The sequence below is a fragment of the Paenibacillus sp. 2TAF8 genome (genome assembly GCF_052114825.1).
Taxonomy (GTDB): domain Bacteria; phylum Bacillota; class Bacilli; order Paenibacillales; family Paenibacillaceae; genus Paenibacillus.
The window spans coordinates 79074-94875 of sequence record NZ_JBFRFN010000013.1 but is presented as its reverse complement, the minus strand read 5'-3'; the positions used below and the strand labels follow the sequence as shown (position 1 = coordinate 94875).

At 46.7% G+C, this 15802-nt stretch carries 11 protein-coding genes; 3 read left to right on the top strand and 8 right to left on the bottom strand.

Features of this window, described 5'->3' with window-relative positions; genetic code table 11:
- Nucleotides 1-12: 12 nt before the first annotated feature.
- Complete coding sequence (locus AB4Z30_RS19400; protein WP_441929137.1) at nt 13-1134, top strand: ABC transporter permease; 1122 nt, start codon at nt 13-15, stop codon at nt 1132-1134.
- Nucleotides 1134-1820 (top strand): ABC transporter ATP-binding protein, encoded by a 687-nt coding sequence (locus tag AB4Z30_RS19395; protein ID WP_441929136.1) that lies wholly within the window; start codon nt 1134-1136, stop codon nt 1818-1820. Before AB4Z30_RS19400 ends, AB4Z30_RS19395 begins: the two co-directional genes overlap by 1 nt.
- Nucleotides 1821-2023: 203 nt before the next feature.
- Here the strand turns inward: AB4Z30_RS19395 and AB4Z30_RS19390 are convergent, their stop codons facing one another.
- Nucleotides 2024-2959: a helix-turn-helix domain-containing protein gene (locus tag AB4Z30_RS19390; RefSeq protein WP_441929135.1), complete on the bottom strand. Its 936-nt coding sequence runs from the start codon at nt 2957-2959 to the stop codon at nt 2024-2026.
- Nucleotides 2960-3333: 374 nt separating this feature from the next.
- Between AB4Z30_RS19390 and AB4Z30_RS19385 the strand changes: the two genes are divergently transcribed.
- Nucleotides 3334-6507, top strand: coding sequence for an alpha-mannosidase (locus tag AB4Z30_RS19385; RefSeq protein WP_441929134.1), 3174 nt, complete (start codon nt 3334-3336; stop codon nt 6505-6507).
- Between the two features lie 188 nt (nt 6508-6695).
- On the opposite strand, the gene AB4Z30_RS19380 is transcribed toward AB4Z30_RS19385, so the two are convergent.
- From AB4Z30_RS19380 to AB4Z30_RS19350, 7 genes are all read right to left on the bottom strand, one after another.
- Nucleotides 6696-7547, bottom strand: coding sequence for an aldo/keto reductase (locus AB4Z30_RS19380; protein WP_441929133.1), 852 nt, complete (start codon nt 7545-7547; stop codon nt 6696-6698).
- A gap of 119 nt (nt 7548-7666) precedes the next feature.
- Nucleotides 7667-9616: an AraC family transcriptional regulator gene (locus AB4Z30_RS19375; RefSeq protein ID WP_441929132.1), complete on the bottom strand. Its 1950-nt coding sequence runs from the start codon at nt 9614-9616 to the stop codon at nt 7667-7669.
- 325 nt (nt 9617-9941) lie between these two features.
- Complete coding sequence (locus AB4Z30_RS19370; protein WP_441929131.1) at nt 9942-11195, bottom strand: mechanosensitive ion channel family protein; 1254 nt, start codon at nt 11193-11195, stop codon at nt 9942-9944.
- A gap of 174 nt (nt 11196-11369) precedes the next feature.
- Complete coding sequence (locus tag AB4Z30_RS19365; protein ID WP_441929130.1) at nt 11370-11987, bottom strand: polysaccharide deacetylase family protein; 618 nt, start codon at nt 11985-11987, stop codon at nt 11370-11372.
- A gap of 201 nt (nt 11988-12188) precedes the next feature.
- On the bottom strand, nt 12189-13070 hold the full coding sequence (locus AB4Z30_RS19360) for a carbohydrate ABC transporter permease (protein ID WP_441929129.1): 882 nt from the start codon (nt 13068-13070) through the stop codon (nt 12189-12191).
- A gap of 15 nt (nt 13071-13085) precedes the next feature.
- Entirely contained in the window at nt 13086-13955 is an 870-nt protein-coding gene (locus AB4Z30_RS19355) for a carbohydrate ABC transporter permease (protein ID WP_154984848.1), read from the bottom strand.
- A 398-nt stretch (nt 13956-14353) separates the two neighbouring features.
- Nucleotides 14354-15673: an extracellular solute-binding protein gene (locus tag AB4Z30_RS19350; RefSeq protein ID WP_441929128.1), complete on the bottom strand. Its 1320-nt coding sequence runs from the start codon at nt 15671-15673 to the stop codon at nt 14354-14356.
- Nucleotides 15674-15802 lie beyond the last annotated feature (129 nt).

The following is a 15802-nucleotide window of genomic DNA, read 5'->3' as shown; positions in this document are numbered from 1 at the left end:
GGGGGTGAGAAAGTGTTTTTAGCTGTAAAAGAACTAATGCACAGTAAATTGAAATTTCTAATGATCATCATTATTTTTGTGTTGATCGCTTGGCTGGTATTTATTTTATCTGGTCTAGGCAACGGACTGTCCACGCTGGCTGCATCTACCTTTAAAAATATGAAAGCAGACTATGTCATTTTTGAAGAGGGTTCCCAGTCTTCCATGAGCAAGTCTTTATTGTCTGGTCAACAGGTGACTGAGGCGGAAAAGTTGCCTAATGTTGAAGCTGCCGCACCCATGGGCAGTACGATGGCGACCGCAATGAAGGAGGAAAGTTCAAAGAACGAGGATAAGGTCGATATTGCGATCATTGGCATTCTTCCAGGAAGCTTCCTCGAACCGAAGGTAGTCGAAGGTCAACCTTTATCTTCGGATAACCCTACGGGTGTCGTGGTGAATACTTCCCTTAAAGATGAAGGCTTTAAACTCGGGGACACGTTTCAGTTAGATGGTACGACCGAATCCCTAACCATTATCGGATTTGTCGAGAATGAGACGTATAACCACGTTGCATCCGTATTTACACCGATGGATCAATGGCGGAAGATTGCCTTTGCTGCTCCAGGTTCCGATAAAGGCTTGGCTGAACCTGTTAATGCCATCATGTTACAAGGCAAAAGTATAGATGCATCTGAAATCTCTAACAAGTTGTCTGGTACGGATACCGTTACTCGAAGCGAAGCGGTACAAGGCATGCCCGGATACAAAGAAGAGAACGGTACAATTCTGATGATGCTTGCGTTTTTGCTCGCTATATCTGCCTTTGTACTGGGTGTATTCTTTTATGTTATCACGATGCAAAAAACAAATCAGTTCGGCATTATGAAGGCTATAGGTGCCAGCAACAAATTTCTCAGTAAAACGATTGTATCGCAAGTATTTGTGCTTTCGGTAACAAGTATTCTGGTCGGTATCTTACTGACTTACGGAACTGCTGCGATTATGCCGAAAGGTATGCCATTCAAGCTGGAGACTAGTCTTGTCGTGACCTATTCCATCATCTTGCTCGTGATTGCGATGTTAAGCTCGTTGGTATCTGTTCGCAAAATTACAAAGATTGATCCGCTCAAAGCGCTCGGGAGGGTTGAATAATGACGAAAGGTCTGCAGATGAAAGAAGTCACGATGATTTACGGTGAAGGAAGTAATCAGATGAAGGCTCTTGATCATGTGTCCTTATCCGTAGAGCCAGGAGAATTTGCTGCTGTCGTTGGACCATCCGGTTCTGGTAAAAGTACATTTTTGTCGATCGCTGGGGCGATGCTTAAAGCATCTGAGGGAGAAGTCAGACTGAATGGAAATCTGATCTCGACGCTTACGGAGAAACAGTTGTCCACCATACGGTTGAAGGAAATCGGTTTTATTATGCAATCATCTAATCTAGTTCCTTATCTGCATGTTCTAGATCAACTTCTCGTCGTCAAAAGAATGTCTGGAACCATCAACAAGGAAGATCAGCAATTTGCCATGAAGCTATTGGAAGAGCTAGGACTCGGACAAAAGCTGCGGAAATTCCCAGAGGAATTGTCAGGTGGCGAAAAACAACGGACAGCCATTGCTCGTGCTTTAATGAATGATCCTAACCTGATTCTGGCAGACGAGCCCACCGCAAGTTTGGATACCAAGCGAGCGCATGAAGTGGTCAGTCTCATGGCACAAGAGGTAAAATCACGCCAAAAAGCAGCCATTATGGTCACGCATGACGAGCGTATGCTTGCCTACTGTGATAAGGTATACCGAATGAATGACGGGATTTTAACGCTCGCTGCAACGTCTTAGAATGAACTTTAACCCGATTATGTATTGAAATGAATTAACTCCCCTATGTGGTGAAGAGTCAGCCCCCTAATTGGGCTGACTCTTCCTATTTTGATACTAAGATTTCGTTTACCGCTCATACCTCACATTTCAGACATTCGATCTAACTTTCACTCATGCCTGCCTTGATTGATGCGGTTAGCATAGTGCTCCTTACTACTCCCTCAATTCACCTTATGCCCTTTACCCTCCCCTACAAACACCATCTCACGCTCATCCTGTGCTGGTCTGCTTCGTCGATAGGCGCTAGGCGACATTCCATTCTGCTTATTAAAAATGCGATTGAACTGCGAAAAGCTGGTGAAGCCGCATTGGGCAGCAATATCCGTAATTTTCTCACTCGAATGCAGTAGTAATTGTTGGGCATTTCGAATCCGGGCCATCTGCACATATTCCGTAAACGTGAAGCCTGTGACTTTGTTGAACTGGCGCGATAAATGATGTGCACTTACATAAAATCGTCTGGACACGTCATCCAGCGACATCTCCTGCTGATAGTGGCTGTGAATATAGGAAGCAATAGCATACATTCGCTGGGTCATGGAAGATCCTTTTTCCTCACGAACATAACTATTCTCCGCCGCATAACGATGAAGACCACATAGAAATTCGACAAATTTATGATGAATAGCCACCGATTGAATAGGAGATAACTGCTGTGATATCGCAAAAATGTCGTTGAGGGGCGCAAAAACTTCCTTACGCCGTTCTTCCGAGAAGCGGAAAATAGGAACCTGTGCATTGAATATTGTAAACAGCTCGCTGTAACCGTTCTCAAGTCCAGACACACTGCGAGGCATAGCAAAATTAATCATTAACCGCTTGGGCGGCACGCCCTTCGGATATTGGGTTTTATGAAGCAGAGCAGGCCGAAGCAACACAATATCATAGGGCTGAATCTCATATAAACTTCCTTCAATAATATGCGCAGCGGTGCGATCCAGCAGAATACAAATTTCATAGAAATCGTGAAAATGCTGAAACTCCATATTGAGATCATGCGAACGCTCGTCATAGTCCAGGTAATAATAAAGGGAATCCCCGGGCTGATTCACATGGATCGCATATCCTTTCTCATATGTTAAAACCGATGATGTCATGGACATGCTCCTTCCCTAGGGCGTGTCTGAAAACGCTGAAGAAAGCAGATTTTGCCGAATTTTCGTTCCAAGCAAGGAAGTTTCCCGCAGGCGTGCCGGGGCACGTCAAGGGGAAGTGACGTAGCAGGGGACGAAAAGGGGGGAAAAGATGCACTTCAGTAGGTTTCAGGACACGCCCTAATCATTCATAATTTCATTTTAGCATGAAATGCAATAAAAAGACGGTGTTTTCAGCATACATTACGTAGTTTCTAGCATTTCTGATTTGATATGATAAAGTTAAAATGTCAGCGTTTCCATTATTACAGCTTTTGTTGATGTTGAAGTAAACCCTTACAGCTTGTACTTACTAAATACCAAGGTGGGAAACACATATGAAATTGAATTCCTTGTCTACTCGAATCCAAACGATTGTGAAACACTTGGAAAGTGCACGATTAACGTCAAAGACATATATACCTGAGCTTTATCATAAAGAGAGCGGATACCATACCTGGGATCTCGTGCATGAAGACCCTTCTTCATGGAACGTGTTCCGCAAAGGGGACGGCTGGGGCGGCAAAGATGTACACAGCTGCTTCAAAACCCGCATTCGCATTCCCGACCACCTGGAGGGAAAAAAGGTCGTCTGCGCCATCGTTACAGGTGCCACAGATATATGGAATTATGATAACCCGCAATTTTTGGCCTTCCTGAACGGAGAGCTGATCTGCGGCCTGGATGTGAACCATACCGAGATCGATCTGACTCCTGCTGCTGTCAAAGGGGAAGAGTTTGAGCTGGCGCTATATGCCTATTGCAGCACATCCGCGGCCGATGTTTTCCTGAACGTATATATTGCCGAGCATCATGAGCCTGTTTCGAATCTGTATTATGACCTGAAGGCTGCACTGGATGCGGCAGACCTTTTACGCGAGGACGATTTGGAGCGTTTGAAGCTGATCGAACAGTTGAACGAAGCTGTAAATTTGCTCGATTTACGCCAAGAGAACAGCGCAGCTTTTCACGCATCCGTACTGAAAGCACGCGAGTATCTGCAAAACCATATCTATGGAGAAACTCGCCCCGACAGTGATCATATCCCGACCGTTCATTGCATTGGTCACACTCATATTGACGTGGCTTGGCTCTGGACACTGGATCAGACACGGGAGAAGGTTATCCGTAGCTTCGCCAGCGTGCTCTATCTGATGGACAAATTTCCGGAGTACACATTCATGTCCTCCCAGCCACAACTCTATGCATATCTGAAAGCAGACTTCCCGTCTTTATATGAGAAAATTAAAGAAAAGGTTGCCGAAGGCCGCTGGGAAGCCGAAGGTTCGATGTGGCTGGAAGCGGATTGTAACCTGATTTCGGGTGAATCAATGATCCGTCAGATTATTTACGGCAAACGTTTCTTCAAGGAAGAATTCGGCGTAGAGAACCGTGTACTCTGGCTGCCTGATGTATTCGGTTATAGTGCAGCGATGCCGCAGATTATGCGCAAGAGCGGGATCGACTATTTTATGACGACTAAAATTGCCTGGAATGATACCAACCAGATTCCAAACGATACGATGTATTGGAGAGGCATTGACGGTTCTGAAGTTCTGACGCATTTCATTACGGCCAAAGACTATATCCCACACCCGGAATTCGGAAAGCATCGTTTCGAAACCACGTACAACGGACGGTTCAATGCTTCACAAGTGAAAGGTACATGGCAGCGATATCAGAACAAAGACATCAACACGGATGTACTGCAATGTTTCGGCTTCGGAGACGGCGGCGGTGGACCAACGGAGGAGATGCTGGAGCACGGAAGACGGCTTGAAAAAGGACTACCCGGCGTACCAACGGTGAAACGTACATTCGTGCGTGAATTTTTTGAAAAGTTAGAACAGAATCTTGACGGAGTACGCTCGGTTCCGCGCTGGTCAGGCGAGTTGTATCTGGAATATCACCGCGGTACGTACACGTCTATGGCTCGTAATAAAAAGTATAACCGTCACAGCGAATTTGCACTGTCCGATGCCGAGCTGTTCTCTATGATTCAACGTCAGGGGGATGCACAAGCCGTATATCCAACAGACGCATTAGAGCATGCATGGAAGCTAACGATGCTGAACCAGTTCCATGATATTTTGCCAGGCAGCTCGATTGAGCAAGTATACATCGATTCGCAGGAGCAGTATGAAGAGGTGCTGCGTGTCACGGACGAGTTGAAGAGCAGCGCTTTGAACGGCATTGTAAGCCAGATTACGTCGAACGGCGAAGCTATCGTTGTCTTTAACCCAACCGGCTTTGCACGTACCGATGTGGTGGAACTGCCTGCTTTTGCGAAAAAAGTAACGGTACACGATGGAGATCGTCCTGTATCAACTCAGTACACACCAGAAGGCGGACTGGTGTTCCTTGCCGAAAACGTGCCTGCATCAGGATACAAAACGTTCCGTATCACGCCGGATACCGCCGCTGATCTTGGCAGTGCAGGTGTATCGGTTGCCCAGTGGCAATCCGAACAGCAATCCATCGAGACCCCTTGGTATGATATTCGCCTGAATGAGAGTGCTGAATTTATTTCCGTGTGGGACAAGCTGGAGGGGCGTGAATTGCTTCAATCCGGCGAGCGCGGCAATGTGTTGCAAGTATTCGAGGATCGTCCTGCGGAGTATGAGGCATGGAACATTGACGATTATTATGAACAGCATATGTGGGAAGTCAATGACTTGCAATCTATGGAATGGGTAGAAAGCGGCCCGGTACGTTCCGTGCTTCAAGTGAAAAGAAAGTTCCTAGACTCTGTCGTTGAGCAGAATATCATTTTCTACGCACATACACGGCGAATCGACTTCCGTACCTTCATCGACTGGAAACAGGAGCATTTGTTGCTTAAAGTTGCCTTCCCACTTGATATTTGGAGTGAAAAAGCCGTCTATGAAATCCAGTATGGTAATGTGGAACGTGCAACACACCGCAATACCAGCTGGGATCAGGCACGGTTTGAGGTATGTGGTCAGAAGTGGGCCGATCTAGCCGAGAGCGGCTACGGTGCTGCCCTGCTGAATGACTGCAAATACGGATACGACATTCACAATTCGGTAATGCGTCTATCCCTGATCAAGAGCGCAACCTATCCGAATGAAAATGCCGACAAAGAGCAGCATGTGTTCACCTACTCCCTCTATCCGCATCAGGGTGATTTCCGTGAGGGACGTGTCATCCAGGCGGCTTATGATCTCAACCGTCCGCTGGTTGGTCTGGAAGTAGGATCACAAACCGGAACATTGCCGGGTACATGGTCGCTCGCTTCTGTGGATCAGGAGAATGTCGTGCTTGAGGTAATCAAAAAAGCCGAGGACAATGATGACATGATCATCCGTGTCTATGAAGCCCATGGCCGCCGTAGCCATGCCTCCCTGCAATTGCCTGAAGGAACAGGCGTCACAGCGTACGCATGTGATCTCTTGGAGAATATCGAAACCGAGTGCCGTGTGGAGAATGCTCGTATTGCTTTTGACATCAAGCCATATGAGATTCTAACGTTCCGTATCCCGCACGTATAAGGCATCTGGCTGAGCAGGCTTGTCATAAAGCGGCGCAGCCCAGATGATGTCTGAGTATAAACGAGTCCGAGAATCTGGTTAGATGCTAGCAAATAAATCGTTCAATTTATAAAAAGAGTGCCACTTGTCCTTACGGACGAGGGCACTCTTTTCTTCTATGCGATCTTCTTCAGATGATCGGTATTCTCTTAAAACTCTTCATACTCGCTCGGGTCTTGACTCCACAACCGTCCATCCGGACGATTAAACGAGGCAATCATTTGCATCTCCTCTTCGTTCAACTCAAAATCAAAAATATTAATGTTCTCCTGCTGATGCTGCAAGGAGCCTGCCTTCGGAATCGGAATTGAGCCGAGCTGGATATGCCAGCGCAATATGATCTGTGTTGGCGTTTTACCATGCGTCTCTGCAATTCGGACAATGTTCTCGTCCTTCAAAATATCCTGCAAAGCATCATTCCCACGTCCAATCGGACTCCATGACTCGTTCACAATGCCATGCTTCGCATCCTGCTCCCGCTGCTCTGCTTGATCGAAGAAGGGATGCAGTTCAATCTGGTTCAGGCTTGGTGCCACGCCCGTCTCCTGAATCAACCGTTCATTGTGCTCCGGCAGGAAGTTACTGACACCGATGGAACGGATGTATCCGCGTTTTTTCGCTTCAATCAGGGCTTGCCATGCCTCCACGTACATATCCTTCTTGGGATTAGGCCAGTGGATCAAGTATAGGTCATAATAGTCCAGATCGGCTCTGTACAGCGATTCCTGAATCGCTACCAGCGCTTTGTCATAGGCATGATATCTACCTGGCAGTTTGGAGGTAATGAGCAGTTCCTCGCGCGCGATGGAGCTTTGTTTGATTGCTCTACCAACGGTGGCTTCATTTTCATAGTTGTACGCCGTATCAATTAATCGATACCCTGCATCCAACGCAGACGCAACCGATTTAACCCCTGCTTCCCCCTTCAAACTGTACGTACCAAATCCAATTGCAGGCACTTTCAAGCCATCATTCAACGTGTACTCCGGGATATGATTCATTCGAGAGCTCTCCTTTGTAAAAGGTAGTATGATTTTTCCTGAGCAAGACTGGAAATATAAAGCATTCTCTCGTTATTCTACCCCTTCACGCCGGCTTGAATCAATCGAGGCAGCCCGTACTATTTTCCATCTCCTATAATTAGATCTGTAATAATATCTAGCTGTTTCTCTACCGCAATAGGATCACTCGGAAGGAACTGGTCAAAATCAATAGAGTACACATGGCCTGATTTCCCCGCTGGTGTGGCACCGATTAGCTTCTGTACATCCTTGAGCTTGTCCTCCGCTCCCTCATTCACCGCAAGGAATAGACGGTCACCGATAAATTCGGGAATGACTTCGGTGGAGACCTCCCACGTTTCGCCATGAATGACGTCCGACTCTACCTTGGCTGCCGGCTTCAGTCCAAGATATTTATAAATAATGTTGCCACCCATATTGGTATCTCCGTATACAAAAAGGGCATCTGGACGCACGTTTAATATAGAGAACGTTTCATCCACACGTACATAAGGGCTGATTTTCGCTTTGTACGCTGCGATTTTGGCTGTAAACTTTTCATTCCACTGCTTCGCTTCTTCCTGTTTTCCGAGGATATCCCCAAACATCTCTATATCTTTGATGGGTTCGTTATTCTGCTCGATCACAATGGTTGGGGCAATCTTGCTCAGTGCATCATACCCACCCTCCACAATCTCGGCTAATGCAGGTGTTGTTACAATCAGGTCTGGTTGCAAGGACAGAATCTTCTCCGCATCTGGCGGAATGCCGATATCGGTAATCCCTGTCTTATCGCTAATATGCGGGTTGTCCAAAACATATGTCGTTGTGCCCACAGGCTTCACGCCAAGTGAGATCAGCTCACCCAGATGAAAGAAACTGACGACACGCTGTGGTTGCACAGGAATGTTGGTCTCACCTTTCAGGTGTTTATAAACTCTCGTTTCCGCGGCAGTGCTGTCTGATGCAGTCGTTGCGGCTGTCTGGCTCGTAGACTCTTGAGCCGCAGCCCCTCCTGTTGTATTACTTGCCTGACATGCACTAAGAATCAACGATGTACATAATACCATCATGGCTCCAAAAGCAGGTCTTGAAAATCGAAACATGGATGTATCCCCTTCCTTGATCCGTTGATAATAAGACTCATTCTCATTATGGGAATCAAAAGGAGGGGAGACAATGGACGATTCCAACCCACCTAATGGATTATTCTGAACCTGAGTAACCTGCTGATATTCCGCGCGAAACTGAAGCGGGGAACGACCGGTATGTTTTTTAAACAATCGACTGAAATAATATACATCTGCATACCCCACCTTGCTGGCAACGTCCTGGATTCGTGCATCCGACTTCAGAAGCAGCTGTTTGGCACGGTGAACACGCTCATGAATCAGATATTCGATCGGTCCCAGTCCAATCTGATTGCGGAATAAACGCGATAAATAACTCGTGCTGCAATCATATCTGCCCGCCAGTTTCTCCGCTGTAATGGACTCCCTATAGTTAGCTTTAATATATTTGATAGCGTCGGTCACGATGTTGATTTTAGCACTCTCTGTATGCGCAAGTTTCTGGAGATTTTGGCTCAAAACCTCGTATACCAAAGACAAAAAAATGGATTGGGCTTGTAGCTGATCTAACGACTCACTGCTTTTCAACAGAGTTCCCAAGGCTTCACATTTTTCCTGAATCGGCAGCATAGCATTGGGTGTAAACCCATATGACTGAGTTAGGTTCCCCTGATTCTCCGATGATGCAGGCGGTGCTGTATATAAAACCAAATAACCAGCCCATTCCAGATTATCATTGGGTACTTCAACACTCGTGTTCTTATCCGCTCCTCCATGGAAAATGTAAGGCGCGCGACATCGATATATTTTATCGGACATCCTGATTTCGATCTCTCCACGTGTAAGAATAAAGAAAAAACCTGTGTTTGCCTCAAGCCTGAGCTCGGACAAATTAGGGGCTGGATTACCCTTCACGTGATATGACTGAATAGACTTCAAATGCGCAGTCGCTCGACTCCACTGCTCGATATGATCATTCCAATCTATGATCCTCTCCATTAACATCCCCCCCTGTCTGTACGTGTACTGTATCCCGAACTCTAATAAGTGAGTGATCTCTTGCCTTTATAGCGAAGCAATAGAGATTTTCAGCAGAAACATCGCCATTCCTCATCATCTTCCCAGGCTCGCCTCATTCTATGCCCTTAAAATATGCCCTATTATATCACAGACAAAAAGCCATCAACCGGAGAGGTTAATGGCCCTTTCGTATATCGGAACTACAGACTGGTGTAATATTAGAGCTTTTTATTGAAAAAAGTTACATGAAATACTTGAACATCACTCCAAAGGTAACTTGATAAGTTAAAGTTAAGGCAGCCCATTAATATTCACGTACATATTCTTTATTTTCCTTAAGCTGCACAATGTCATGGCCCGTTGGATTCTGGAATGCACGCAGTCCAAACGTTGAGGCCACCGCAAAGATATGGTCAAAAATATCTGCCTGCACATTCTCATATACACCCCAGTTGGTGTCATTGCTGAATGCATAAATTTCGAGAGGCAGTCCGCGGTCCTCCGGAGCAAGCTGTCTCACAATCATCGTCATATCTTTATTGATCTTCGGATGATGTCGCAAATATTGATGAATATATTCACGGAACACACCAATATTGGTAAGTTGTCTGCCATTTACATTGCTTTCCCGATTCACTTGATGCTCTACGTTGTATGCTTCAATTTCCTTTAATTTCGACGTCACATATTCAGATAGATAGTGGATTTTTTCGAACTCGGCAACCATCTCTTCATTACAAAAACGAATACTGCTAATATCGATAAAAATACTTCGCTTAATCCTTCTGCCACCGGACACCTGCATGCCTCTCCAGTTGCGGAACGAGTCCGAGATCAACGCATAACTTGGGATCATCGTAATCGTCTTATCAAAGTTCATGACCTTCACCGTATTCAGGGTAATGTCGATCACATCACCGTCCGCATTATATTTCGGCATCTCAATCCAGTCGCCTACACGCACCATATCATTGGATGACAGCTGTACACCTGCGACCAGACCCAGGATCGAATCTTTGAAGATGAGCATCAATACGGCCGATAAAGCCCCGAGTCCACTGAGAATGATTAACGGATTCTGTCCCACCAGACTGGAGATGACGATAATACCGCCAATGATAAACAGGACAATTTTAGCCACCTGAATATAACTCTTGATCGGGCGAATTTTGGACACTTCATAGGTACGATAGATATCATCAAATACGTTGAGCAATGCATTCAGCACCGTAATCATGATAACAATCATGTAAGTCATGGCCGCTTTTTCAATCAAAGCCTGATACCCCGGGAAAATATAAGCAGTGTAATAGATGATAATCGCGGGCACGAGATGGGATAGTCGCTGGAACAGCTTTTTCTGAACGACAATGTGGCCCCATTTGAACCGGTTATGGCTCACAATCCGATGCACGGTCTTAAGTACAAGCCGTTTGGCAATATAATTGGCAATTATCGAGATCAGCGCGATACATATAATCATAATGACATTGGAAAAGTATCCAAGGGAGGGTTCAGTCATACCCAGTTCCGCTAGCTGGTTTTTGATAAAATCCATAGTTTCCTCCTGACGCAGTCTAGTTTAGCCTACTATTATAAAGTAGATTGGAGCATGAAGTAAAATTCATGAGAGATATTCTGCTTCGTTGCAACAAAAAGACCCTCTCATTCTATAGAATGATGGGTCTGCTCTATTTTATGACATTTCATTCATTGTACAGTTTACAACATGTTATTCGGCCATTCTCAACAATTCACTTACTGTAACGAACCGATACCCTTCCGCCGTCAGTTCTTCCACCAGCACACGCACTGCCTCCACCGTCTGGGAACGATCTCCGTACCCGTCATGGAAGATCAATACACTGCCGGGTTTCACCACGGAACGGGTATGCTCCAAAATGTGCTCAACCCCGGGATTATCCCAATCCTGTGCACCGCCATTCACCGCACCGATCGTCCGATAACCACGCTCCGCAGCCAGAGCCATAATGTCATCATTTACGCCAAAATAAGGTGGCCGAAAGCTGCGGGCAGCATTGCCCGTGACTTCTTGAACAAGACGTTCCGCTTGTTGCAGTTCCTCTCCGGCCTCCTCCAGCGTAAGCTCGGTCAGGTTCGGATGGGTATATGTATGATTGGCGATCTCATGCCCTTCACGGTGCACCTCTGCCGCAATATCCGGGTATGCCTCCATCTCCTTGCCAATCATAAAAAATGTCGCATGCCCGCCTGCGCGGCAGAAGATTTCCAGCACTTGATGGGTGTATACCGGATGTGGGCCATCATCAAATGTAAAAGCCACAACCTTTTCCTGTACAGATACCTGCTCAACTAACTGCTCCATCATGTAACCACATTCCCCTCTCTGACTGCTCGGATCAACTCATCCCTATTATTCCATGGCTGTAGGCCGGGGTCTAGTGCATATAAGTTGAATTCGATATGTTTACACCGATATTCCAATGACAGAATAAGCGTATGCTTCCGATGTGGCCTTCTTGCAGAAAGCTTTTAGGCAGATGCTTCGCTTTTCCGGTTTTTTCAAAAACTAACCTTTGATTGCACCCGCAATCATACTCTTCTGCACCTGTTTGTTCAGCAGCAGATAGATCACAACCGTTGGTACGGTCGTAATCATCAAACCCGCACCAATGATGCCCCACTGGGTAATGTACGTTCCAACCATGGACATCATGCCCACCGTCAATGTCTGGTACGCCGTGTTGTTAATAAACGTGACCGCAAACATCAGCTCATTCCAGCACGACAAAAACGTAAAAATCGCTACCGTGGAGATCGCCGGGGTTACGAGAGGCAGAATGATGGAGAAAAACGTCCGATATATCCCGCAACCATCAATGACTGCCGACTCCTCCATCTCTCTCGGGATCCCTTTGAAAAAACTACCCAGAATAAATACCGCCATCGGAATACCGAAAGCTACATACGGAATGATCAAGGCCCAGTAGCTGTTGAGCAGACCCAGGTTTTTTAAAATAATAAATAACGGCAGCAGCGCCGCATGAATCGGCACCATCATGCCCATGAGAATCATCGTCATGGTCAGCCCGCTAAGCTTCCAGTTCATTCTAGTAATTGCGTACCCCGTCATCGAGGACAGGATAAGCACCAGCACGATCGAGACTACCGTAACCAGCACGCTATTCATAAAATAGTTCAGTACATGCCCGTCAGAGAGTGCCTTGGTATAGTTGCTCCACAGAAAGGCTTTAGGTAGCCCTGCCACATCTCCGCTGAAAATCTCACTATTATCCTTCAGGGAGAAGAGTGCCAGCCAGATCAGCGGATAGATCTGAATGACGGCGATGAGGATCAGAAACGCCTGCAGTGATATTTTTCCAACAGCTCCCGTGATGGAGCGCTTGGACCGGGGTCTTTTTTGCAACATAATATTATTAACGGTACTCATGCTTCTTCCCTCCCTCTACTCTGTCTTGAACAACGAATTAATAAGGATCGTACATACCAGACATTCCACAATGATAAAAACGGAAATGGCACTGCCGTATCCGTACCGGAACGTGTCAAAAATGGTGGCGTACATCAGCGTGCTCGGCACCTCTGTGCTGTAAAAAGGCCCGCCGCCCGTCAGTACGTAGATCAGGTCAAACACCTTGAACGCCCCGATGACCGAAAATACAAGACACACCTTCAGAATTGGCTTCATTAAGGGGATCATAATGGACCAGGCCACGCGCATACGGGAAGCACCATCGATTCGCGCTGCCTCCAGCACATCCTGGGAAACGGATTTTGCCCCCGCATACATCAGTAGCATGTGGTATCCCATGTACTGCCATAGCGTTGGAATGAAGGAGGCCGTCAGAGCCGTTTCCTTCTGACCTAGCCAATCCTGCGCCCAGCTGGATAGACCGATGTTCTGCAGCATCACGTTGAGCAGACCGTAATCGGCGTTATAAATTTTCGACCACAACTGGGCAATAACGACCGTAGAGATTAGTACGGGAATGAAATACACCGTTCGGTAGAAGCCCTCTCCCTTGACGTTGGATGCCAAAATCAATGCGAGCACCAGAGAGATTGGCAATTGAATGAATACCGAAGCGCCTGCAAACAGCAGGGAGTTTTTGATGGAATTAATCACTCGGGTATCTTTGAACATCTCCACATAGTTGTCCAGGCCGATAAACGCGCCTTTCCCGACACCATTCCAATCGAGCAGACTGTAATAGCTGGAGACAAAGATCGGAATCAGCACGATGCCGCAGAACAGGATTAGCGTAGGCAGAACAAAGACGGCAATCGTACCTTTATTGGAAAATACAGAGTTCATGACTCTTCTCCTCTCAAAGGCGTGACCGGAAACTCCCGGATCACGCCTCGTTTGGGCATTATTTTGATGGTTATATAAGTTGAACCAATGATTTTACACAATCCACTCCGATGACAGAATAACCTTACAATCGCTGTTATCCCCAGATTTTTTCGATTCCCTTCTCCAAAGGGGAAAATCCGGTGATAAAGGCGAGGCGTATGCTTCCGATGTAGCTTTCTTTCAGAAAGCTTTTAGCTCCGCTTTTCCAGTTTTTTTCTGTCCTCTCCGTTCAAGTGTAAATGAATAGTTCAATTTATATAGAAGGTGGCAGGGAGGGCTAGTTTACAAGTGTATATATGTTCAAACTTCGAAAGGTGCGCACGTAGCATAAGCCTATAATTGCTTGCCTGTTTAACCTACAGACTTAGCTCCGTTGGTTTCAGCTGTGCCATCTGTTTACAGAACTCCTCTGGCGTCACGTCACCGGCCAGCAGCTGTGCGATCAGATTTTTGTGTGCTTCCGCAGACTCGGCTGGCAGAATGTTATCCCACCAAGCAATAAATGAGGTGGCCGTTTTCATAATGTCCGCGGCGGACAGATCGAGTGAAGACAAGCTGGAGGTGTCGAGTGAATCGGTTTTCCAGCTTGGCAGTCCCGCTCCCGCCAGGAAACCTTGTGTGCCGAGTTGCTCGCTCAGATACATGAGGAATTCCGTAGCTTCCTTCGGATGTTTGGTCGTCTGGCTGATGTAAAAACCGTCCACGGCTCCGCCGAAAATTTCAGTGCTGGTGCCTTTGCCATCCTCAAATACCGGGAATGGAATTACCTTTACTTTGCCCTTAACTGCCGAGGCAGACGGGTCTTCAATACCTGCATTCACCCAGTTGGCTTGGAACATCATCGCCCCTTTGCCTGCATTAAACGCCCCAAGCATCTCGTCATAGCTCATACTAAACATACTGCTGTTGAACGCTCCGGCCTGTGCCAGTTGCTGCATCTTGGTTGCCGCCGCGACAAAGTCTGGTGAATCCCACTTGGACGGATCTTTGAACGCTTCGATCACCGCCGCATTGCCCGCTTGACGCACCGCAATCATGTCATACCAGTACATGCCCGGCCAGCGGTCTTTCTCCCCAATGACAGCCGGAGTAATTCCTGCCGCTTTCAATTTGGCCACTGCATCCAGCAGCTCGTTATATGTAGTCGGAATTTTGGCACCCGCCTGCTCGAACAATTCGGTATTCACGTAAAGATTGGCGATGTGCGTGTACACAGGCAGTGTATAGATTTTGCCGTCCATATTGATTGCCTCAGCCATTCCTGGCCCCATGCGCTCCTTGATATCATCAGTCAGGTAACTTGTGATCTCCAGCACGTTACCGGATTTGATATATGGCTGCATGAAGCTGCCTCCACCCATTCCGTAGAACAGGTCTGGTGATTCGCCAGCTGCGATGGATGTTTTTACTTTGGTTTTGTACTGCTCTCCTGTTGTGCCTGTACGTTCAACCTGGATGTCGGGATGTTCGCTGTTCCATTTCTCCACGATCTCAGGCAGCAATTTAGCTGACGGATCAGTCGTACCCACCGATTGATCCCATAGCGTAAGCTTGATTTTGCCGTTGCTCTCCCCCTTTGCTCCGCCGGATGAATCGGACGAACATGCCGCCAGACTACCCGCAAGACCCAGAGCCAGAAACAGACTTAAAGATTTCTTTAATAGCGCTTTCATCATATGACCTCCCTGATTTTTTTGTTGGTTATATACATCGTTGAACTCAGATATTTACACGTACGCTCCGATGACAGAATAACCTTACGATCGCTGTTATCCCCAGATTTTTTGATTCCCTTTTGAAAAGGT